Source organism: Lactobacillus sp. CBA3605 (assembly GCF_002970915.1).
Lineage (GTDB): Bacteria > Bacillota > Bacilli > Lactobacillales > Lactobacillaceae > Lactiplantibacillus.
The window spans coordinates 251876-275087 of sequence record NZ_CP027190.1; the positions used below are offsets into that span (position 1 = coordinate 251876).

Here is a 23212-nt window from a genome sequence, read left to right on the forward strand (position 1 = left end):
GTCATCCTCCATTAATCCGTCGCCGTTGGTAAATAAGCCACGATACTATGCCAATCACCCATTTGCGTATGTTGCTTAATTTGAAACCCCGCCGCCTTTAAGGCCACTAAAACAACTTGAAACTTATCATCGATGATGCCAGAGGTGATGAAATAACCACCACGTTTCAAGTTAGACTTAGCTTGAGGGACCAAGGGCACAATGATTTCAGCCAAAATATTGGCGACAATAATATCCGCTTGCGTCTGAATGCCCGTCAATAAATCATTAGCGGCCACCTGAACATCCGCCGCAACTGGATTCAAATCCAAGTTAGCCTGGGCCGCAGTGACTGCCACTTCATCTAAATCATAAGCTTCCACTTGACCCACGCCCATTGCTTTAGCCGCAATACTTAATACTCCTGAACCGGTTCCAACATCAATTAAGTGTTCGCCACCATTAATCACCGTTTCTAACGCTTGCAACGATAATTTAGTCGTGGGATGCGTCCCAGTCCCAAAAGCCATGCCAGGATCTAACTTTAAGACCAATTCACCTGGTTGCGCCGGTTGATAGCTTTCCCAGCTCGGGACAATCGTTAAGTACCGCGTGACCCGGACTGGATGGTAATACTTTTTCCAAGCAGTCGCCCAAGCTTCATCCGACAAATCCACCATACTGACCTCATTTGGTGCTGGATTTAAACCATATTTAGCAAGCTCAGCCACGCGTTGTTTGATCGTGGGTAAAATCTCTGGCACAAATACGGTTTCAGGGTAATATGCCGAAATCAATGCGCCACTAGTGACGTGCGGAATTGTATCTAAATCAATAATTTCACCATACCGATTAGGTTTCAAATTCTGATAGTACAGGGCATCATCAATCTTAACCCCACTAGCACCAGCTTCCATCAAGATATTCGAAACGGCCTCGACGGCTTCATTTGAGGTGCTTACGGTTACTTCTGTCCATTTCATAACATAGCCTCCATTAATTTTTAAGGGGTCGCCAACCTGCATTGACCGTGTCAACATCTCGTTTGCGCATTTGCGACACAAACGGATTACCGGCAACATAGTAACGTAGCGGAACGGTTGACCAATCACCCTTGTTAACAATCCCAATTCGGGCACTACTAACAATCGTCTGTGGTTGGCGTTGCGTTTTCAAACTCAGATTCAACGTCTGGGGACTCAATGGTTGCCCATTTAACTCGTGCTGTAACCCTAACGCCTGCATTAATTTACCCGGACCATTCGTTAAATTAGCCAATGGGACCGGCCGATTGCGTTGCATCTGATCCAGGCCAGCTACTGGTTCAATTCCTCGAATCAGGACACTTTGTGGGGTCCCAACCGCTTGCGTCACAAAATTCAATAAGAATTGTGCCCGCATCTGATAAATGTAAATGGTCCCCGGTGCCAACCATAAGGCTTGATTACGGGGCGTACGATGATTTTTAAAAGCATGCGCCCCGGCATCCCGTTCGCCTAAGTAGGCTTCGGTTTCAGTAATCCAGGCGGTCAGTGGGCCATCAGTAGTTGTTAATTGTAATTGTTTGCCTAACAAGTCCGCGGCAATCGTTGTTGTGGGCCGGCCCGTTAGAAAGTCTGTGAGTTCTGTCATCACCCGTCACCTACCTACATAATAAAAAAGCGACTACTCAGCCGTCTTTTTTGTTAAATGTTTATTTAAATACTTGACCAGATCCGCCTCGTGTTTAAAAATCCGAGGATGCTTTTGCTTGTGCAACCGCAAGGCAATCTCATTAATCTTTACGCGCCCCGTCCAAGTATGGCTATACTTTACGACCACGCGATTATTTCGATGGTCCTTGCCGAATTTCAACACGTAAACGCTGTCAGGAACCATAAGCGGTCTGATATATGTCTTATCGTATTCATAATGTATCGATCGCAGGAACTGTTTCGTGCGTTTTAGCATGTCGGTTATCTCTCCTTCACAACGTGAAATTGATTTTATAAAAAGAACCTCAATTTAAGGAAGTTCACTTCAGTCATATCTTAAAATATTATAACAGATTTTAAACAGTTATTGTATCAATTCACAACTGGTTACGCAAGAAATTGCTTGCAAAGTTTGCTTATTTACTAAAGTTAAACGCAATTAACCGATACAGAAAAATAACTATGTTAAAATAAAGTGAATTAGGGGTTTATTATTTTTAGGGGGCTATTCACACATGATTTTAGTTGAAAAAATTTATCACCGTGGTCACGCGCAACTGACCAACGTTACGCAAATTGAAAGCTTTCAAACTAATGATGGTTACATTACGACCAATCAAGTTTTAGCGCGTGAGATTGGCGCTGACAATGAGAATTGTTTTTACAAAGACCCGACTACTGGCAAACGTAAAAAAGTAGTTGCGGCTAAAACTGCTCAAGGTCAATGGCAGTTAAAGACCATCGGTAACACCGACCCGACCACGGATGGCTTATTGCAACTACCATTGATGGACAACGCTTGGGGCTAATTGCCAACTACAATTAAGCTAATCCGTTGAATTTGTTACTAACAAGATCTGATTAATAATGACTTTTAGTGCTAAATAAAAGAACTTGCTTTCACCGGGCTACTCAGCCAGTGAAAGCAAGTTCTTTTGATTGTTATTTTTTAGTATGTTGTTGCCCTAAATAAGAATGACGAATACCATAACCAAAATAAATGATTAATCCTAAAATGAACCAAATTCCAGCATACAATTTAGCTTGAATATCCAAGCCCCAGAAAACAAACAAGGCCCCTAAAAAAGCAATCGCTGGTAAAACTGGATAAAATGGCATCTTAAACGCCGGTATTGGCAAATCATGGCCTTCACGCCGCCGCAGCCCATAAATGCCTAGTGAGACAAACATAAATGCAATTAGGGTGCCGGCCGAAATCAATTGTGCCAAAAAGGCAAATGGACAAAATGCGCCAATAATAATAGCGACAATCGTTAAGGCCAGCAATGCATTGTTTGGCAGTTTATTCTTATTCAGCTTACCTAGCCAACTTGGCAGCATACCGTCACGACCAAAGGAATAAATTAACCGTGACCCCGCCAGCGTCATCCCAATGAGTGCGGTAAACATCCCAATCACTGCGATGCCTTGAATCACACTAGCGACAATCGGATGACCAGCATGGCGTAAGGCCCAACCAACAGGTTCAGCGTTGTTCGCATACGACGTATATTTAAACATTCCGACTAATACTAGTGCTACTGCAACAAACAACACAACGGCAATTGCTAAGGAACCTAGAATTCCTCGTGGCATCGTTTTGCCTGGATTTTTAGCTTCAGCTGAATTAGCTGCAATGGAATCAAAACCAATATAAGATAAGAAAATCATTGAAACACCGGCATAAATACCTTGCCAACCACCAAAAGCAGTCCCATCAGCGTTTAGATGGTATTTAGGAATGAACGGCACGTAATTATTAACATGTAGGGCTGTCGCCCCAACAATAATGAAAACTAAAATGGCAATTACTTTTAAAACCACTAACACATTTTCAACCCGGGCAGCTTCACGGACGCCATGAGCTAATAACCAAGATACTAAGGCAATCACGACCACCGCCACGATATCAACGACGCCACCATCGGTCCCAAAGGTATTCGCTAACGCCTTAGGAAAGGTCACACCCAATGGGGTCAATAACCCACGGAAATTAGCCGAAAGCCCTGAACCAACAAAAGCTAACGCAATGAAATACTCCGCCAACAAGGCCCAACCAGCAATCCAACCAAAGAATTCACCAAACATTACATTAATCCAAGAATAGGCTGAGCCCGCAAATGGCATGGCCGCCGACATTTCAGCATAGGCAAAAGCGACTAACCCTGCCACAATTGCGGCAACTAAAAATGAGAATACCACAGCCGGACCGGCATGCTCGGCGGCGACTACGCCTGGTAGCGTATTCTAAACTCTGGCCAACCTATCGCCCCTTGAACAACCCAAAATGATGGTGTCTTTACAACGTCACATTTTTCAATATAATCAGCCGAAGACTTAATTCCATTTTCAGTCACGAACTGCGCAGCTGCTTGATAAACGTCTTCTACGTCGGCGTTTTTCCAAGAAACAGTTTTAGCTTCAAAACCACATTCAGTTACGATTTCATTCCAGGACTGATCCAAACGGTCCATCATCGTCGTTGGGCTTGGCGCATCATTGCTTCTCAGCTTCGCATATTTGGTCCGAGATGCTCCTTTTTCTAAGCCGAGCCTGATGATTTCTGCCTTAAATTCTGAAATCATCCGTTTATTCACTTCATCCATTATTTTCTTACACTTCCAATCAGATTACTTTTATGTTCATGACCTTATTATATATGATTTCGAATACAAAAGAACTCACACTAAACAAATTGCTTGAAGTGCTTCATAACTGTTAGACAAACAGGGTAATGATTGTGAGGCTTTTTTTATTGACTAAATATAGTCCAAAATTAAAAGCAGAAGTTGTTGCCACGTATCTGAATAGTTATCTTAGCGCTATGGACCCTCGCTTCTAAATATGGCTTACCTAAACGGAAAGTCAGAAAGTGGATTCAACAATATAAACTAGGTGGCGTAGAAACTTTAACCCGGAGAAAAGGAAAACGCTTTTTTTCGTCAGAGTTTAAATTGAATGTGGTAGACTACTTTCAAACTCGTAATGAGTCTTTAGCCGTTGTCGTATCGAAATATGATCTCTCACCTGCACAAATAAGTATTGGCGGATCATACTTAGACGTGATGGTATGAAGGCCTAAAGTCCCATCTTAAAGGTAGGCCATCTCAAATAAAACGTTAGAGAAAACAAGTCCGTCACCGTCAGCTCGCAAAACAAAGTGGGCTTGTGCAGAAGAATCAGGAGCTCTATGATACGAAATTAGAGAACGATATTCTAAAAAAATCAATGACCCTGTTCGGACCTTCAAAGGACGGAAGAAAACACAAATAGTGAATCAGAACACGGTGGATCAAGCGAAGCTCCCGAGCCGATACGATTGTTCGGCACTTGATGGACGAATTACATGTGCAAGTAAGTTTGTATAATCGTCACAAGAATGGAAAACATTCTTCGTACAAGGGATCCATTGGTAAAGTAGCAGATAACGTTTTAAAGCAAAACTTTAGTCAGACACATCCATATGAGATCCTACATACCGACGTGACCCAAGTTCGCTTAGCGGATAAAAACTGGGCCTAAATTTCTGCGATTACCGATGAAGCCAGCAAGAAAATTTTAGCCTTTCAAATTAGTAATACCCCTAACCGTGAATGAATAATCAATAGCTTAGATGAGTTGTGTTTTCCCACCCTGCACAGATATCGAGGCACTTAAAAAGTCTCAGCGAGTTATATTGAGTTATATTGATTGATATAATAACCATCGAATTTCGTTTAAAACAAAAGGAATGTCACCCGATTGAATATCGAGAACATTCCTTAGCAGCATAGAAACATCTAGCTTTGTCTAACTTTTGTGTTGCACTTCATCCCTTAACACCGCCATTATGACGGATTTTCTTCCTCGTCAGTTTTCAAAACTGCCATGAACGCTTCTTGTGGGATTTCAACCCGCCCAACGGCCTTCATCCGTTTCTTACCAACTTTTTGCTTTTCAAGTAACTTCATCCGCCGCGTACGATCACCACCATACAGATGGGCCGTAACATCCTTACGGTAAGCCTTAATATTCGTCCGCGCAATAATTTTAGCCCCAATTGTCGCCTGGACTGGAATTTCAAAGTTTTGCCGGGGGATGATATTCTTCAACTTAGCCGTGATTTCACGCCCACGGGCCGCAGCAAAGTCTTGATGCGCAATAAAGCTCAAGGCATCAACCTTATCACCATTTAATAAGATATCAATCTTAACTAAATTGCTCGGCCGATAGCCTTCAATATCATAATCCAATGACGCATAACCACGTGTATTGGATTTTAGTTTATCAAAGAAATCAAAGATAATTTCAGATAGTGGAATATGATAGACCACGTTTACCCGATTATTATCCAAGTAAGCCATCGTATCAAATTCGCCACGCTTCCGTTGTGCTAGTTCCATAACTGCGCCAATGTAATCATTAGGGACCATAATTTGCGCCTTGACATAAGGTTCTTGGATTTCCTTTAAAGCTGATGCTTCGGGCATGTCGGCAGGATTTTCAACAGCTTTCTCCGTCCCATCCGTTAACTTAACATGGTAAGTCACTGATGGCGCCGTCGTAATCAACTCTAAATTAAATTCACGTTCTAACCGTTCCTGCACCACATCCATGTGCAACAGACCTAAGAAACCACACCGGAACCCAAAGCCTAACGCTTGCGAAGATTCTGCTTCAAATTCAAGGGCAGCATCATTTAGCTTTAGCTTTTCTAATGCTTCACGTAAATCGGTAAACTTCGCATTATCAGTTGGATAAATCCCGGCATACACCATTGGATTCATTTCCCGATAACCTGCCAACGCTTTTTCAGTCGGATGAGCCGCATTCGTAACCGTATCACCTACTCGCGTATCTTGAATATCTTTGATGCTGGCCGTAATATAACCAACATCACCTGCCATTAGAAAATCACGCGCAATCGGTTTAGGTGAATTGACCCCCACTTCGGTTACTTCATATTCACTACCACTGTTCATTAGGCGAATCTTATCACCAGGGCGAACGACCCCTTCGTGGACCCGAATACTTAAAACAACACCACGATAATCATCATAGACGGAATCAAAGACTAATGCTTTTAAGGGTGCTTCAATGTCGCCAGTTGGCGCTGGAATCTTATGCACAACTTGTTCTAGCAATTCTTCAATCCCAATACCCGCCTTAGCAGAAGCCAAGACCGCATCATCAGCTTCAATTCCAATATCATCTTCAATTTCTTGACGAACTTTTTCCGGTTCGGCTGATGGCAAATCAATTTTATTAATTACTGGAACGATTTCTAAGTCATCATCAATCGCTAGATACACGTTCGCCAAGGTCTGAGCTTCGACCCCTTGCGCGGCATCAACGACCAAGACAGCCCCTTCACACGCTGCCAAGCTCCGTGATACTTCATACGTGAAGTCCACGTGACCGGGGGTGTCAATCAAATGAAAAATATAAGTTTCGCCATTTTTGGCAGTATAGTGTAATTCCACGGCGTTCAACTTAATGGTAATCCCACGTTCACGTTCCAAATCCATTGAGTCGAGCACTTGATCTTGCATCTCACGCTTGGAAATCGTATCCGTTAATTCGAGAATTCGATCTGCCAACGTTGATTTACCATGATCAATATGGGCGACGATTGAAAAATTACGGATATGTTTTTGTCGATCCTGCATTGTCGCTTTATCCATGTATGTTCCTACTTTCTTACTAATTCCTAGTCTTAGCAATTATACCAACTAACCTCAACAAGCACAATTGGGTTCTATGATATTTGGTGTTGATGGAGGAATCCAGCGACACCATTTTTGTAAAAAAAAAGAGGCATACCACCTCTACGTGCTACAATCAAGTCGACGAAAACTAATTGAAAGCGAGAAGATTAATATGTCTCAAGACCAGTCTACAAGAATTCTTCTACAAATTAAAGACCAAAATATAACTAATTTTAAAATTCAAGATAATAGCCGGGATGCTTTACGGATTTACGCGGATCTTTCCTATTCAATTAGTGTTTGCCCACGTTGTGGGCAACACGAAATCGTTCGAAATGGTTTTAAAACAGTTAATATCAGGATTTCCAACATCAGCGAGCGAACGGCATTGTTAATTTTACGTAAGCAACGCTTTCTCTGTCGGGCTTGCGGTCATAGCCTACTTGCCCAAACCCCCGTAGTGGCCAAGCAACATCAGATTTCTCAACATGTTAAGCACCGTATTACTACAGCACTAACAGAAGACCGCACAATGGTCAATATTGCCGCAGAGTACAATGTATCAACTAATACTGTCAGTCGTCAATTAGTTGCTTTGGGGAAACAAACTAGACCAGCCTATGATGGTCTACCAACTACTTTATGCATCGATGAATTCCGTTCTACCGGTAAACAAATGAGTTTCATCACCATTGACGCACAGAAACACGACCTCATTGCCATCCTTCCAGGACGTAGAACTAAAGAGATTAAGGCATTCTTCTTAAATCATTACTCCTTGAAAAATCGCCAGCAAGTGACCCAGGTTGTGATGGATTTTAACGCAAACTACTACACCATTATGCACAGTATTTTCCCTAACGCCAAAGTTGTCGCCGACAACTTTCATTTAGTTCAAATGGTCTTACGATCCTTAAACCAGACTCGTGTTCAATTGATGAAAAGATTTGCCCCAGACACTCGTGAATACCGCGTGCTTAAGTATTACTGGCGGCTCTATCTCAAAGATTATTCAAAACTTGAAAAAGATAAACCACAATGGTTTTCGCATTTAAAAGACCATCTAACTCAGGAACAACTAATCCTGGAGGGACTGGATCTGAATGAAGAATTTGCGAACACTTATTATTCAGCTCACGAATTAGTCGAGGCCATTCGTAGTCGAAACTATGTCGCATATATTGAAGCTTTAGGTAGAGTTGAGAACGTTAGTCCTCAGCTCTTACAAACGATTAAGACCTTTATCAAGAATAAGCAATTTATTAAAAACATGACGGAATGTTCACTCTCAAATGGGCCCATCGAGGGTGTTAATCGTAAAATCAAACAAATAAAACGAACAGCTTATGGCTACCGAAACTGGATGAATTTTAATTATAGAATACAGATTGAATTCAAAATAAAAATAAAAAAAAGAAGCCCAATTCGTAAATGAATTGAACCCCAATTTTCCTCATCAACACCGGTTGACAAAGAACCCACAATTGTTCCGGTCATTCTAACCCATTAGGCGCCAAAAAAGATCTAATCCAGATGATTAGATCTTTTTGGTCACGCTATTGTTGTTCAAAAGCGCTAATAGCGCTCGGATTTAATTGTTGCCATTGTTTTGTGTAGAAAGCATCATTTATCTGATAGCTTGGAGCCGTTGTCGTTGGTTTGCTTAAGAATGGATCCAACTTCTGATCCACTGCTAACCAACCGCGCCATCCCAAGTGAATGGTATCAGTCATGAAGTAGTTCTCTTGACCATCTTTCGATAAGTCAATAATGTTATTAAATCCTTGACTGGTCAATTGATAACGAATCTTTTTATCAAAAGCTGTCATCATTTTCATCGATAACCCCGTGTAGTTCGCCCATTTTTGATTAATCGGCGGAATAATAAAGGCAACGTCAGTATGATTTTTAGCAAATTGATTCAAAACCAATTGAAAATCAGCAAACTCTGGTGACTTCGTATAATCTAAAGTCGTTTGACTACCTTTAAGTCGTTTGTAATTCCGTTTTAACTGTGTCCGCCAAAAGGTATTACTGATTTCTAGATTATTTGAAGTGGTCGATTGCTGACCAAGCTTACCCGCTAATGCATCTAGATTAGTGTAATTATAAGTCGCTGGTAATTGTTTTTCCTGGGTCTTAACTTTATTCAAGTTTTTGCCAGAAATACCAAATTTAGAAAAGAATTCATCTTCGCTACCTAAAACGCGCGCCTTATAATTAATGTAAGCCCGTTGAGTGCTAGTTGGCTCTAAGCCTGCCGCTACCCGCGCTAATGCACCTGATAAAACGCGGTCCGAAGAACCTGACGGCATTTGCAATAAGCGCTTAGCCGCGTAGCGATCCATGGCGGTATTTTGTTCCGTCTGTAACCAATCGGTCGTTTGTAAAGGTGAGTAGTAATACCCAAAAGCATCCTTTCGCGTTCCTTGTGGGACAAACCATTGTGGCGAAATTACAAAGACAGCCTTCTTATTAGTTAACTGCTTTTTTACCGATTGCATCACAAAGTATTGGGTCAACGACTGTGTCCCCCGTGCCCCCAGTAAAAATGGCCGATAATTACGCTGGTACTTGTCTGCCAATACAGATGGATGCATCGGATCAAATCGTGACCATTCTGAAGAACCAAAGAATGGCACGTAGCCATCATCTAGCGCTTGTCGTTTAACTAACCGCCCCTTCAAAATGTTTGGTGATAATGAAACGGCCGCTTTTTTTTCGGTCGTTTTAGACACATGATTTAATCCGAATGAAAATGGTGAAAGCAGAACGGCCAATAATAAGATTGCTGCCAAAATAATTGGCCCAAAAATCTTAAAAAGGCGTTTTGGAACACTCATTGCATGCTCTCGACCTTAGCAACGATTTTTTCGGGGGTATCCCATTCACTACGTTCAAATTCAGAAACTGGGACTTCAATGCCCAATTGACTTTGTAATTCCAATAATAACTGAACTGAGCCCATTGAATCTAAAATACCTTCATCAAATAAGTTCGTGTCCATATGTCCAGAAACATCTTCACCCGTTAAATCTTGTAAAATTGATAATACTGTTGATTTTGTGTCATCCATTGTTATTACGCCCCTAATATTAATTTATTTTTTTAATGCCGTGGAACAAAGAACAAAGTGTTTAAAAAGCCTGAGAACAATAAGAAACTTAAACAAACAACGTTAAACGTTAAGAAAATTGCAAAGCCTTCCGTAAACTTATTATGTGGAATTTGCTCACGGTGCTTTTTCTTAAAGCGTAACCAAGCATCGTTGACCACCATCGCCAAGCCATGGAACAACCCATATGCAATGTAGTACCACGTCTCACCATGCCAGAACCCCATAATTAACATGTTGATCACGTAGCAGACGTTGGCCGTCGTAATCCGGCTCTTAAAGACTTTATGTTTCATGAAGAAAAACACCATCCGCATGTAGATAAAGTCACGGAACCAAAATGACAGCGTCATGTGCCAACGATTCCAGAAATCTTTAATATTCTTTGACCGGAACGGTTGGTTAAAGTTCATTGGGGTTTCGACCCCCATTAAATAACTGACCCCAACTGCAAACAAACTGTAGCCGGCAAAATCAAAGAATAAATCCATGCTGTACACGTACATGTACCCCAGCAAGGCCCATGAAATACCATGCGCTTGTAGAGCCGCATGCCCCACAGTTGGTAACATTAACGTGCCAAAAATATAAGCTAATAAAAACTTATACAAGAATCCCAAGAAAATGTACCGGACGCCTTTTTCCACCAAATCTAAATACTTCACTCGCGTTGGCACACTATCATAATCTTTAACAAAGCGACGATAACGGTCAATCGGTCCTGAAGAAATGGTTGGGAAAAATAGTAAGAACTGTCCGAATAAGATCGGATGGAACTCTTTAATCGTCCCATCACGAGTTTCCATAATAGTTTGGACCACTTTGAAGGTTAAGTAGGAAATACCTAAAAACCCAATAATAGAACTAGCGCCATGTGAAACGGCCGGCGTGATTTTTACCACTGCCAACGGAATAATCGCTAAAATGACGCTAACCACAAATATCCAGCCTTTATTCGGTGAATCGGCGCGTTGCCGGTACCGCGAATATAACCAAACTAGACAAATCTGGTAAACCAAGTAAATCAACAATGCAATCCCTGTGTGCCACTTCACGCCACCAAAAGTCAGCAACAAGAATACAAAGGAAATAATTGATTCATAAATATGCGAGCGGTGACCATAAAGTAACCCAATCATCAATGGTAATAGCGCAATGAATAGTAGGATGAAATACGTAGGATTACCATATGGATCAAACGTAAAGGACATCATTCGGGATTAACCTCTTTAATGATCGACTTAACATCAATTTTACCGTTCGGCGTTAGTGGCAAACTGGTCTGATAAACAAACCGTTGCGGAATCATGTATTCCATCATCATTCCTTGTAAGTCTTTCTTAATTGCAGTCGTTAAGGCAAAGTCACTGGCAAAATCATTGGCTTTAGGCACAACATACGCAATCATCTGTGTGACTTTATGATCCTTATTATATTTAGGCACTGCGACTGCTTGCTTAATGTGCTGTTGTTGACCGAGAAAATGATCGACTTCTTCTAGTTCGATACGGTAACCATTCATTTTAATCTGAAAGTCTACCCGACCACAGTAACGGAACAACCCATCCGCATCCATCGTCCCAATATCACCAGTATGATAAGCACGTTGACCAGCTAAGTTGAAGAAGGCCTTCGCCGTTTTAACTGGATTATTCAAGTAGCCTTTAGATACACTAGGTCCAGCAATTACTAATTCACCTTCAACCCCGGTGGCGACCGGTTGATTAGCCTCATCTACGACCAACATTTGCGTATCAGCCTTTGCATAACCAATTGGTAAGCGGGTAAATTTTTCAAGGACCGCAGTTGTAATTTCAATCTGTGTCACCGCCACACAAGTTTCTGTCGGACCATACGTATTAAAGATTCGTGCGGCCGGGAAACGCGCTTTGAGCGTTGCGGCCGTCTTATGCGTCAGTTCCTCACCGCAAAACAGAAAATGCGTTAAGTTAGGTAAATGACTGGCATCAAATTTAGGTTCTAACAAACAGATATCCATAAATGAGGGCGTTGAAACCCAAACATTAATCGGTAACGTTGGTAAAACTGCGAATAACTGTTTGAAGTCATCCGTCACTGCCTTTGGTAAAGCATACAGGGTCCCTCCGCTAGCCAAAGTTGGATACACATCCATGACCGATAAATCAAATGAATACGGTGGTTGTGATAACGCCTTAGGGTGCTCAGGTAAACCAAAATCATCGCCTAACATCCAATTAACATAGCTCAATAAATTGGTGTGACTAATTTCGACCCCTTTAGGTTGACCAGTCGTGCCTGAAGTAAAGATGATGTAATAATCTTCATCACCACTTACCGCATGCTGTGGCTGGTACTGTACAGGCGTTGCAAAAATTGCCTTTAATTGATCTGGAATAATAACAGGTGTCGTGCCTACTCCAGTTGGCAAATCGGCAACCGCAATCACTGCTGCGGGCTTGGCAATGGCATTAATCATCGTTAAGCGTTCATTTGGTGAATGCGTATCAATCGGAATGTACGCGCGTCCCGCTTTAACCACGCCTAAGAAAGTGGCAATCATTTCAAAAGTTTGCCCACCAAAGACAATGATTGGTGCCTTTGGTGTTAAAGCTAATGTCTCGAGGTGAGCTGCTAACGCATCTGAATAAGCCTTTAATTCAGCGTACGTGTGCGTCACGCCCTGGACATCATAAACCACTTTTTCAGGTTGCGTCCGTGCATAATCATCAATGGTACTGATTATATTTTTGATCATTAGTAATCTCCCCCAAAAACAAATTAATCCGTTCTCAATTAAAATTCATTGTAGATAAACTTGGCCTGATTAATACCGCTATACCCGTACAAATAAACCAGGGCAAGCATGACAGCAAAGTAGAATACTGTAAGCGCAATGAATTGAACAACTGGACGTTGGAACCAGAGTTTCAATTTTGCGAACATGCCTTCACCTCCTCAAAATAAGTCAATCAACAGGTCACTTCAGATTACCGCGCATCATTTCCTGATAGATTTTATTCATCGCTGTTAATAACGTGTCAGTCGACCGATAATAGTTGGATAATAACACGACACCGTTTTTGCCATCTTTAGATAAGCGGATGCCAGATTCATAACCATAGCCAACCCCGTGTGAACGCAATGCGGTTGGTTGATCATTATAGACACCACCACCGTAAGTTCCTGTAGCGGTACGCTTATGCAAAATTGCCACATTTTTAGGCGTTAACAATTGACCATCCACAATCGCCCGTTCCGTTTTGAATAAATCGCCAGCACTCATATAAACTTGACCGGTTCCAAGTTCATTTGCCATTTGGGCAGTCGTTTCAGGAGCTTTTGTCGCATAAGTAGGCGTCATTTGCCCCGTCACAGCCTGATAGCCAGTCGTCGCACCTTTGCCTTGACCGTTAATCACGAAACCTGTTTGGTGCAAGTCAAGCTTTTTAATAATCTGTTGGTTGAAAAACGTCTTATAAGATTGTCCCGTAATTTGACGGATAATCCCCGCTAATAATAGAAAGTTTACGGAAGAATAGTTGAAGGTCCCCAATTTTTCCGGTGTAAATGTTAAGTGTTTAACTGCATAATCAACGACTTGTTGTTCATCTAAGGTATCAGTTGAGCCATCCTTTAATCGAAAACCAGTAGTCATATCCAATAATTGCCGGATAGTCGTCGTGCCACCTTTAATAGTTGGATAATATTTATTGACCGGATCAGTTAGCTTCAACTTACCAGCTTGGACTAATCGCATAATACCAACTGCAGTAATTGATTTTTGAATCGACAAAATTTGATATTTAGACGTCGGTCCATTCAATGTTTCCTTTGCCTTATTAGCGTAACCAAAACCCCTTTGATAAATCACTTGGTTATTCTTAACGACTAAGGCAGTCCCCACGAACTGGCTCGTCTTTAAAATTTTTGTGATCTGCGCATTAGCGTTCTTAGTCTTCGAAAATGTAGCGGCTTTAATCTTTTTAGCAATCACCCGCTGCTTTTGAGCTGTCCGGCGTGCTTGCGCCTTTTTTGCGGCAATTTTTTGCTGCTGTGCCTGCTCAACTCGTTTAGTATGGTAATGATAAGCCCCAAAACCGCCACCAATCACACCAATTCCCAATATAATCAATAAAACTAGTTTTAATCGTTTCAAAGTTATTAACTTCCCCATCCGTTAATTTATGATGAATCCTAGCCAACGATTACACTTAGCCTCAATCCTGATTCATCAAGTTCAATAGTACTAGTTTAGCAGGCTAGCTGAATTGAACCCGTTTTGCACTTGAAAAGGATAAAAACTTGCCTGTCCGTCTAATCAAAGGTCGGTTTTGTAACGGTTTTGTAACATTACCGTTAGTTTTAGCGGCACACCTTTGAAAAGTGGCCATTGATTCACCTCCTTGATTAATTCTAGCACCCTTAAATCAGCCACCTGTAATATATCGAAACCGTTTATTGAAAAATCACACGCCAGGAAGGTTAGTTAATAAACAAGCGTCTTTACTTTACGATATCACCCATTTCTTGACACAAAAAAAGTTGAACACTTGCCAGAAGACAAGCCGTTCAACTTAATTTTTAATCATTTAACTTACACGCCACGTAATTTATCAAATAGTGAACTTTTTCCATTACCGGCAACTGTTTTACCACTGGCCTTTGCAAACGTCTTTAAGGCTTCTTTTTGACCCTTATTGAGTTTGGTTGGCGTTTGAATCATAATCGTGACCCGTTCATCACCAGTACCGTTACCACGTAAACGTGGTGCGCCCTTGCCACGTAAACGGAACGTGGTGCCAGTCTGCGTACCAGCAGGGATTTTCATCTTAACATCCCCGTGGACCGTCTTAACTTGCACTTCGTCACCTAACGCCGCTTGGACGAAATCAATTGGCAATTTAAAGTAAATCGTAGCACCATCCCGTTCGAACTCGTCGCTGGGTTCAACTCGGAAGATAATAAACAAATCACCGTAAGGACCACCGTTAACTCCGGATTCTCCTTGATTTTGTAACCGCATCTGTTGGCCTTCTTCAACCCCAGCTGGCACCGTTACTTTAATGGAATGACTTTGTTCAGTATGACCGGCGCCACCACAAGTTGCACATTTGTCTTTGATTTCTTTACCAGTTCCATGACAAACATCACAGACTTGTTGGCTCATCATGCGGCCAAGGGGGGTATTCGTTTGAACTTGAATATAGCCACTCCCTTGACACTTCGAACAAGTCACTGGTGACGTCCCAGGCTTAGCCCCAGAACCACCACAAGTTTCACATTGTTCTTCACGGTTATAGGTAATATTAGTTTGTTTCCCAAAAATGGCATCTTCAAACTTCAACGTCATTTCATATTGTAAGTCCCGACCTTGTTGCGGTGCAGTCGGATTTGGCCGCCGACTACCGCCACCAGCGTTGCCACCGAAGAATGAACTAAAGATATCTTCGAAACCACCGCCACCGCCGCCGAAGCCACCGTAACTTTGACCATTGAAACCGCCAGCGCCACCAAAGCCGCCTTGTTGACCGCCCGTTGAGCCATATTGATCATACTGGGTCCGTTTTTGTGGATCACCTAATGTCTCATAAGCCTCATTGACAGCCTTAAACTTGTCCTCAGCGCCCGCTTCATGATTTAAATCAGGATGATACTTTTTTGAAAGCTTCCGATAAGCTTTCTTGATTTCGTCCTGACTCGCATCTTTCGCAACACCCAGAACCTTATATAAATCTTGTTCTGCCATTGTAACCTCCTAATGATCCTTGATAAAGTCCCATTAATATTAGCATATCTGACACAAAAAGCCAAAGCCGCGCGGCCTTGGCTTTTTGTTGCAACCGATAATGGTTACTTCTTATCCTTATCTTTATCTAAGTCTTCGAAGTCACCGTCAACAGTGTTGTCATCACCGTTTTCCTTGCTTTGATCTGCGGCATCAGCAGCACCGCTATCATCGCCTTGGGCTTGTTGCGTTTGTTGATATAACTTGACTGATAAGTCTTGAACAATCTTGTTCAATTCGTCCTTCTTAGTCTTCATTTCATCAACGTTATTGTCATCTTGAGCTTTCTTCAAAGCATCACGCGCATCTTGAGCTTGTTTAACTTCGTCGTCAGAAACTTTGCCTTTGAGTTCTTTAAGCGTCTTGTCAGTCGTAAAGATTAATTGATCAACTTCGTTCTTCAAATCAACTTCTTCTTTACGCTTCTTATCAGCATCTTCGTTTTCTTTGGCTTCCTTGACCATTTGATCAATTTCTTCGTCAGAAAGACCCGTTGAACTCTTGATAGTAATCTTTTGTTCCTTATTAGTCCCCATATCCTTAGCGGAAACATTAACAATCCCGTTCTTATCAATATCAAACTTAACTTCGATTTGAGGAACGCCACGTGGGGCTGCAGGAATATCAGTTAATTGGAAACGACCTAAGGTTTTGTTGTCAGCAGCCATTGGACGTTCACCTTGCAAGACATGAATATCAACAGCTGGTTGGTTATCAGCGGCCGTTGAGAATACTTGTGACTTGCTAGTTGGAATGGTGGTATTCCGTTCGATTAATTGCGTGAAGACCCCACCCATGGTTTCAATTCCAAGTGATAACGGTGTAACGTCAAGTAAGACCACGTCTTTAACATCACCAGTAATGACCCCACCTTGAACAGCAGCACCTAAAGCAACTGCTTCGTCAGGGTTAATTGAATGATTTGATTCTTTACCTGTCCATTTCTCAACGGCATCTTGAACAGCTGGAATCCGAGTTGAGCCACCGTTTAAGATAACCACGTCCAAGTCAGCAGTTGTTAAGTTTGCGTCCTTCAAGGCGTTTTCAACTGGAATGCGAGTCTTTTCAACTAAATCAGCAGTCAATTCATTGAACTTAGCCCGAGTTAAAGTTTGTTCCAAATGCAAGGGACCACTAGCACCGGCTGAGATAAATGGTAAACTGATTTGTGCTTCAGAAACACCTGAAAGGTCCTTCTTAGCTTTTTCAGCAGCATCCTTTAACCGTTGTAAGGCCATCTTATCTTGTGCTAAATCAACGCCATTATCAGCCTTGAAACTAGCTACTAACCAATCAATAATCTTTTGGTCAAAGTCATCCCCACCAAGTTGGGTATCCCCATTGGTTGATAAGACTTCAAACACACCATCGCCTAATTCCAAGATGGAAACATCAAAGGTCCCACCACCAAGGTCATAAACTAAGATTTTTTCATCTTTGTCAGTTTTGTCTAAGCCATAAGCTAAGGCCGCTGCGGTTGGTTCATTGATAATCCGTTCGATATCTAAACCAGCAATTTTACCAGCATCTTTAGTTGCTTGTCGTTGCGCATCATTAAAGTATGCAGGTACGGTTACAACCGCTTTTTCAACGGTGTCGCCTAAGTAATCTTCAGCAAAACCCTTGATATATTGTAAAATCATTGCTGAAATTTGTTGTGGCGTGTAATCTTTGCCTTCAACGTTTACTTTGTAGCCAGCTTCGCCCATGTGACGCTTGATTGAAGCAACCGTGTTAGGGTTAGTGATTGCTTGCCGCTTGGCAACTTCACCAACTTGAGTTTCGCCATCTTTAAATGCAACAACTGATGGGACCGTCCGGCCGCCTTCAGGTGTTGTGATAATTTTTGGTTCGCTACCTTCAAGAACTGCAACTGCAGAGTTAGTTGTCCCAAGGTCGATACCGATAATTTTATTACTTGCCATAAATTAACAAACCTCTTTTAAATAGTTTTTTTGATTTAATATTATTGCGCCACAACAACCATCGCTGGTCGTAAGGTGCGGTCTTTAAACATATACCCTTTTTGCAACACTTTAACCACCGTTTCAGCTGGTTGGTCATCCGTTGCGGGTACTGTTTGAACAGCTTGATGAATAGTCGGATCAAACGTTGCCCCATCAGCTGAGACTTCGGTAACGTTATTTTTCTTCAAGGCTTCTTGTAAATGACCATAAACCATTTCGACACCCTTCTTCAACTGTTGTGCAGTCTCATCGGTGGCATCGGTGGCTAAAGCCCGTTCCAAGTTATCAAGCACTGGTAACACATCTTTAGCTAAAGTTTGACCATCATACTTAATAATTGACGCTTGTTCCTTCTTAAACCGATTTCGCATGTTCACAATTTCAGCTTGCGTCCGTAATAATTGGTCATCCTTTTGATCTAGTTCTTGCTGCAAAGCTGCGAGTTTTGCATTCGCGGGATCAACCGGCGCTGTCGCCGTATCGGTTTGCGCGTCTGTTTGATCATCAGTTGATGCGGTTTGCTTAGCTGCGGACTGTGCCGTTTGGCTAGCCATCTGCTCATCAGCTTGCTCGCTAGTAGTTGGTTTTTTTGCCAATGATTTCATCTCCCTGTCCGTCACTCATCAAAGTACCGGTAATATTCTAACAGTTTGCGGGCCAGTTCACGCTGGAACGCGCCCATTAAGCCAATCATTCGTGAGTATGGCATGGCGGTCGGTCCAAGCAAGGCAATCATGCCTTGCCCGTGCCGATCAACATCATACGTTGCGGTAATTAGACTATAGTCTTTCAGCAAATCATTGGTAATTTCGTTACCAATTCGTACTTGAATATGCTGACCAGGCGACCCAATCACATTTGCGAGACTGTCGGTCTGATCAAGCAACGAGTACAATGACTGCATTTCCTTAGGATTCTGCATGGTCGTATAATTAAATAAATTTAATTTGCCACCCACATAAAATCGTTCAGAAGCTGCCTTGGACAATACACTGCCAAAGATATCCAGGAACCCGTTGGGATTTTGCAAGTACTGCGATAATTTCAACGGAATTTCTTGCTGTAACTTTGACAAGACGTCTTGTAACGGCAGGCCAATCAATTGGTCATCAATGAAACGGACAACTGGTTCCAGCTCATCACCGGTTAAGTCATTTGGAATTGTAAACGTCTGGTTCTCGACATCGCCGTTATTCGTCACCAAGATCGCCATCACTTGATGATTACCTAGTGGAACTAACCGGAAGCCGCTTAACCGACTGTTTTTTAATTCCGGTCGCAGTGTAAACGTCGTATAACTTGTCAATTGTGACAAAATTTCCGCCGATTGTGCGACAATCTCATCAATTTTATGAAATTCACCACCCAATGAATGTTGGATGACCTTCAAATCGTTGCCGTCAACTTTTTCAGGCTTCAAGATATAATCAACATAATAACGATAGCCTTTAATTGACGGAATCCGACCAGAAGATAGATGCGTTTTGACGATTAGACCTAAATCTTCAAGTTGGGCCATTTCATTACGAATGGTGGCCGAACTAACCTTCATGGGCAGCTCTTGTACTAAGGATTTAGACCCGACCGGGTTACCGCCTTCGGTATAGTCACGGACAATAGCCTTCAAAATTAGGCTTTGTCGTTCAGTTAACGTGATCATCACCTCTTTTTAGCACTTAACTCAATAGAGTGCTAACACAGTTACTAATATAACAACCTCCTAGGTTAAAGTCAAGGGAAGACAAAGTTTTTTAGCAAAATAATTGTTGGACTGCTAATTTAGTCTAGCTAACCACCAAGACCGCAAAAAACCTCGGACCATGGTCCAAGGCTAATGGCAATGATTTCAATTTAGCGTTCTGCCCGATTGATGGCAGAATCAATGGCTTGATTATCAAATGGTTCTTGTAGATAAGCCAGATTGTCAATTGGTAAATGTACCTTAAAGTCTGCAAAACGTTGAACCTTAACCGTCGCTTGGTCAATTTCAAAACCCAAGACATGCCCACCTAACTGATGGTCTTGACTTAAGAAGTGTAAATGAAACCCACCGACTGTCGCCCCCTGAAAAAGCTGTGGCGCAAAGTAGCCAATAATCGTCCCATCGACGGCTTGCCCTTCAAATTCTGGCTGATGGGCCGTAGCCGCTACCAAAGTCTGATAAGGTGGCTGCTGACGTGGGGCGACCCGCGTCTTGATGTGTTTAAACCGGCCATCTACTCGGACTGCTGCAAAAACATTCATTAATTGATAGTCCTTTAACAACTGCTTTTCAAACGCCGCTTGTGTCAGCTCGGCAACAGGACTACTGATCGCTGGCTTTTCAAAATGAACTGAGGCAAATGGTAACGTTTCGGTCGCCGCAATCTCACGAATCTGGCCGTCTTCGCGTGCTTGATAAGCAGTGCCATTTAAAATAATGACCTCACCATCTAACCCATCTAAAGTCCCAATCCCAGTATCACCATGTGTTAACAATTCACCAGCAGTGATCGTCCCCGTATATAACCCTGGCACTAATAACCCTAACGTCCCATGTTGAAAAATCGTATTTGTTGCTACCATTTGCTAGTCCTCCTCATCGTGCACGTTCGCTGCAACAGCTGACCATAATCTCGGTTTGGCCTGAAACGGGTGACTCGCATAATAAGCCCGAGTCGCCTGTTCATCACTCTTTAGCTGGGTAACTAAACCGGCCGCATCTTCAAACTTCACTTCGCCACGCATCCGATGACCCCAGCGAATCACTAAAGTTTGGCCGTAAATATCGCCAATAAAATCTAACAAATAAATTTCAACGGTAATCGGCCGATCTTGACCAAAGGTGACATTGTGACCAACTGAAGCCATCCCCATCACCCACTGTGAGCCAACTTGAACCATCGTGGCATAAATACCAATACCAGGTACTCGGGTATTGGTATTATGCGCAACATTTGCCGTTGGAAAGCCCAACGTTCGCCCACGAGCTTCACCGTGAACAACCAGCCCCGTCGTTTCATATTGATAACCTAATAATTCATTAGCTTCATCAATTTGACCTAAATCCAGCGCTGTTCGAATCCGGGTCGAACTAATTTTAGCTTGTGCATCAATTTTTTTGGGCACCTCAATAATGTCAAATCGACCCTGCGCATAGGAACTTAAAAGCGTCATATTTGCAATCGACGCAGGACCATACGTATAGTCAAAACCAGCAACCACTGTCTCTGCATGGAGGCCAACAATTAATTGATCCACAAAGACTTGGGGCGGTAATGCCCCGACAGTTGCATCAAAATGTAAAACGTACAATAAATCAACGTCTAATTCTGACATCAAAGCGGCCTTTTGCTCAATGGTCGTCAAATAGCGCACTTGTTGTGGGTCTGTCTTTTGAAAAACAACGGAGGGATGCTGATCAAACGTCATCACTGCAAGCCGGGCACCTTGTGCTTGAGCTGCTTTTCGTGCCGTTGCCACCACTTGTTGATGGCCCTGATGTACACCGTCAAAAAAGCCGAGTGCCAGAACAACTGGCCCAGCTGGAATTTGACCAGTGACATCAGGATAAGTTAAATTAATCACCTGCATGTCAAAAAAACTCCTTAATTTACCGAAAACATTTTAAATGGTTTATAACGTTGTTCGGCCTCACGATAACCATATAGACATTTTAGACTGCCTTGGTAGGTCAATGCAACCAACGTGTCTGCATTAGGGGCTTTTTGTTGGCCTTCATCAGCCGTTAAAAAGGCCCCATTCCGTACACGTTCCCATTGAGCAGCCGTCAGCGCCACTTGTGGATACTGCGTTAAAGCTCGATCAATGGGTGCTAATAAGTCATCAGCGGTCCCTGCTTCAACTTGAGCCGCAATTTCTTCAAAAGTAACGGTTTGATCCAGTGTAAAACCACCACTTTTTAAACGCGTTAAATCACTCATCACTGCGGGGACGCCTAGCTTTTTTCCAACATCGACCGCCAGAGTTCGAACGTAAGTCCCCTTACTACAAGCCACAGTAAAATAAACCGTCTGCGTTTTAGTCGTCTCATCATAAGTCGCGGCTTGACGTTGCTTGAAGCTAGCGATTTCAATCTGCCGTTCTGGCCGTGCAACTGTCTCACCATGCCGCGCATAATCATACAATCGCCGACCATTCACTTTCACCGCTGAAAACATTGGCGGGATTTGGGTGATGGTACCCGTCATTTGTGCTAAAGCCGCATCAATTTCGGCCGCCGTAAACGGCTTAGTGATCGGTGTTCTTGCGACCTCTTCACCATCTAAATCTTCTGTTGTCGTCGCAAAACCAAAGGTAATACTCCCTTGATATTCTTTGCCAGAAGCGACTAAAAACTGTACAACTTTGGTCGCATTACCGATACATATTGGCAACACACCATCTACACTCGGATCGAGGGTGCCAGAATGGCCCACTTTTCTAGTTTGATATAATCTACGAATTTTGGCAACGCAGTCAAAACTAGTCAGACCACGGGGTTTATATAATGGTAAAATTCCGTTTGGCATTATTTTTGCTCCTTAAAATTAACTCTGTTCAGTATACCACACCATTTGACCGCCAAAAAAGCGTCGCCAATCCACATGGATTTGGCGACGCTTTTTAAGGTTGATGTCTTGCTTAATCTTGACGTTTCAAGTTATTAATTAATTGATCAATATGACTCCCATATTGAACGGAATGATCCCGCTCAAAAGTAAGTTCAGGCGTCTTATAAATACTGAGACGTGACCCTAATTCACTCCGAATCAGCCCCTTCGCTTTTTCAAGCCCCGCAGCCGTCTTCGCATCATCTGATGCTTTATCAGATAAAATACTGTAGTAAATCGTTGCTTGCTGTAAATCTCCCGTTACCGTTACACCGGTAATCGTTAACCCAGCCACGCGTGGATCCCGAACTCGTTTCAATAAAATGTCATCGACTTCACGTTGAATCTCTTGCTCTAGTCGACCGACTCGATAATGTTGTGCCATCGCTAATGCACCTCCGTTGGCGTCCG

The 23212-nt window shown here is 42.5% G+C and carries 23 protein-coding genes and 1 pseudogene; 4 read left to right on the forward strand and 20 right to left on the reverse strand.

Going from position 1 to position 23212, the window contains the following annotated elements; all coding sequences use genetic code 11:
* Positions 1–11: 11 nt before the first annotated feature.
* Genes prmA through C5Z25_RS12595 form a run of 3 tightly spaced genes read right to left on the reverse strand, consistent with a single transcriptional unit; the run spans position 12 to position 1929 of the window.
* Complete coding sequence (gene prmA, locus C5Z25_RS01205; RefSeq protein WP_105450938.1) at positions 12–962, reverse strand: 50S ribosomal protein L11 methyltransferase; 951 nt, start codon at positions 960–962, stop codon at positions 12–14.
* A gap of 13 nt (positions 963–975) precedes the next feature.
* Positions 976–1611 (reverse strand): DNA-3-methyladenine glycosylase, encoded by a 636-nt coding sequence (locus C5Z25_RS01210; RefSeq protein ID WP_105450940.1) that lies wholly within the window; start codon positions 1609–1611, stop codon positions 976–978.
* A gap of 33 nt (positions 1612–1644) precedes the next feature.
* On the reverse strand, positions 1645–1929 hold the full coding sequence (locus C5Z25_RS12595; protein ID WP_105448518.1) for a hypothetical protein: 285 nt from the start codon (positions 1927–1929) through the stop codon (positions 1645–1647).
* Between the two features lie 259 nt (positions 1930–2188).
* Between C5Z25_RS12595 and C5Z25_RS01220 the strand changes: the two genes are divergently transcribed.
* Positions 2189–2482, forward strand: a complete 294-nt coding sequence (locus tag C5Z25_RS01220) for a hypothetical protein (protein WP_105450942.1) — start codon at positions 2189–2191, stop codon at positions 2480–2482.
* A gap of 133 nt (positions 2483–2615) precedes the next feature.
* Here the strand turns inward: C5Z25_RS01220 and C5Z25_RS01225 are convergent.
* Positions 2616–3917, reverse strand: a pseudogene (locus tag C5Z25_RS01225) (APC family permease); the annotation flags it as partial.
* Positions 3902–4279 carry a hypothetical protein gene (locus tag C5Z25_RS01230; protein ID WP_105450944.1) on the reverse strand — a complete coding sequence of 126 codons (378 nt, stop codon included), beginning with the start codon at positions 4277–4279 and terminating at the stop codon, positions 3902–3904. The gene C5Z25_RS01230 and the pseudogene C5Z25_RS01225, both read right to left, overlap by 16 nt.
* A gap of 270 nt (positions 4280–4549) precedes the next feature.
* On the opposite strand from C5Z25_RS01230, the gene C5Z25_RS12600 reads away from it, so the two are divergent.
* The gene (locus C5Z25_RS12600) at positions 4550–4747 is read left to right on the forward strand and encodes a hypothetical protein (RefSeq protein ID WP_234002791.1); all 198 of its coding nucleotides are present in this window, start codon (positions 4550–4552) and stop codon (positions 4745–4747) included.
* Between the two features lie 274 nt (positions 4748–5021).
* Entirely contained in the window at positions 5022–5195 is a 174-nt protein-coding gene (locus C5Z25_RS12490) for a hypothetical protein (RefSeq protein WP_158682879.1), read from the forward strand.
* A 305-nt stretch (positions 5196–5500) separates the two neighbouring features.
* On the opposite strand, the gene lepA is transcribed toward C5Z25_RS12490, so the two are convergent.
* Positions 5501–7336: a translation elongation factor 4 gene (gene lepA, locus C5Z25_RS01240; RefSeq protein WP_105450946.1), complete on the reverse strand. Its 1836-nt coding sequence runs from the start codon at positions 7334–7336 to the stop codon at positions 5501–5503.
* Between the two features lie 196 nt (positions 7337–7532).
* Between lepA and C5Z25_RS01245 the strand changes: the two genes are divergently transcribed.
* Positions 7533–8795 (forward strand): ISL3 family transposase, encoded by a 1263-nt coding sequence (locus C5Z25_RS01245; protein ID WP_105452818.1) that lies wholly within the window; start codon positions 7533–7535, stop codon positions 8793–8795.
* Positions 8796–8916: 121 nt separating this feature from the next.
* On the opposite strand, the gene dltD is transcribed toward C5Z25_RS01245, so the two are convergent.
* The 14 genes from dltD to rbfA form a co-directional block, all read right to left on the reverse strand.
* Positions 8917–10203 carry a D-alanyl-lipoteichoic acid biosynthesis protein DltD gene (gene dltD, locus C5Z25_RS01250; RefSeq protein WP_105450948.1) on the reverse strand — a complete coding sequence of 429 codons (1287 nt, stop codon included), beginning with the start codon at positions 10201–10203 and terminating at the stop codon, positions 8917–8919.
* Positions 10200–10436, reverse strand: coding sequence for a D-alanine--poly(phosphoribitol) ligase subunit DltC (gene dltC, locus C5Z25_RS01255; protein WP_490329878.1), 237 nt, complete (start codon positions 10434–10436; stop codon positions 10200–10202). Before dltC ends, dltD begins: the two co-directional genes overlap by 4 nt.
* A 32-nt stretch (positions 10437–10468) precedes the next feature.
* Positions 10469–11686: a D-alanyl-lipoteichoic acid biosynthesis protein DltB gene (dltB, locus tag C5Z25_RS01260; protein ID WP_105452819.1), complete on the reverse strand. Its 1218-nt coding sequence runs from the start codon at positions 11684–11686 to the stop codon at positions 10469–10471.
* Positions 11686–13212, reverse strand: a complete 1527-nt coding sequence (gene dltA, locus C5Z25_RS01265; RefSeq protein ID WP_105450950.1) for a D-alanine--poly(phosphoribitol) ligase subunit DltA — start codon at positions 13210–13212, stop codon at positions 11686–11688. The genes dltB and dltA overlap by 1 nt, the downstream gene beginning before the upstream one ends.
* Before the next feature lie 38 nt (positions 13213–13250).
* The gene (locus C5Z25_RS01270; protein ID WP_105450951.1) at positions 13251–13400 is read right to left on the reverse strand and encodes a teichoic acid D-Ala incorporation-associated protein DltX; all 150 of its coding nucleotides are present in this window, start codon (positions 13398–13400) and stop codon (positions 13251–13253) included.
* Between the two features lie 34 nt (positions 13401–13434).
* A complete protein-coding gene (locus C5Z25_RS01275; protein WP_105450953.1) occupies positions 13435–14613 on the reverse strand; it encodes a serine hydrolase domain-containing protein in 1179 nt (392 codons plus the stop codon).
* Positions 14614–15051: 438 nt separating this feature from the next.
* On the reverse strand, positions 15052–16203 hold the full coding sequence (dnaJ, locus tag C5Z25_RS01280) for a molecular chaperone DnaJ (protein WP_105448532.1): 1152 nt from the start codon (positions 16201–16203) through the stop codon (positions 15052–15054).
* Positions 16204–16307: 104 nt separating this feature from the next.
* Positions 16308–18167 carry a molecular chaperone DnaK gene (dnaK, locus tag C5Z25_RS01285; RefSeq protein ID WP_105450955.1) on the reverse strand — a complete coding sequence of 620 codons (1860 nt, stop codon included), beginning with the start codon at positions 18165–18167 and terminating at the stop codon, positions 16308–16310.
* A gap of 41 nt (positions 18168–18208) precedes the next feature.
* Positions 18209–18805, reverse strand: a complete 597-nt coding sequence (gene grpE / locus C5Z25_RS01290) for a nucleotide exchange factor GrpE (RefSeq protein ID WP_370447206.1) — start codon at positions 18803–18805, stop codon at positions 18209–18211.
* Between the two features lie 20 nt (positions 18806–18825).
* The gene (gene hrcA, locus C5Z25_RS01295) at positions 18826–19869 is read right to left on the reverse strand and encodes a heat-inducible transcriptional repressor HrcA (protein ID WP_105450959.1); all 1044 of its coding nucleotides are present in this window, start codon (positions 19867–19869) and stop codon (positions 18826–18828) included.
* A gap of 191 nt (positions 19870–20060) precedes the next feature.
* Entirely contained in the window at positions 20061–20774 is a 714-nt protein-coding gene (gene budA, locus C5Z25_RS01300; RefSeq protein WP_105450962.1) for an acetolactate decarboxylase, read from the reverse strand.
* Positions 20775–20777: 3 nt separating this feature from the next.
* Positions 20778–21782: a riboflavin biosynthesis protein RibF gene (gene ribF / locus C5Z25_RS01305; protein WP_105450965.1), complete on the reverse strand. Its 1005-nt coding sequence runs from the start codon at positions 21780–21782 to the stop codon at positions 20778–20780.
* 14 nt (positions 21783–21796) lie between these two features.
* Positions 21797–22720 carry a tRNA pseudouridine(55) synthase TruB gene (gene truB / locus C5Z25_RS01310; RefSeq protein ID WP_105450967.1) on the reverse strand — a complete coding sequence of 308 codons (924 nt, stop codon included), beginning with the start codon at positions 22718–22720 and terminating at the stop codon, positions 21797–21799.
* A gap of 112 nt (positions 22721–22832) precedes the next feature.
* Positions 22833–23186 (reverse strand): 30S ribosome-binding factor RbfA, encoded by a 354-nt coding sequence (gene rbfA, locus C5Z25_RS01315; protein WP_105448539.1) that lies wholly within the window; start codon positions 23184–23186, stop codon positions 22833–22835.
* Between the last annotated feature and the right edge of the window lie 26 nt (positions 23187–23212).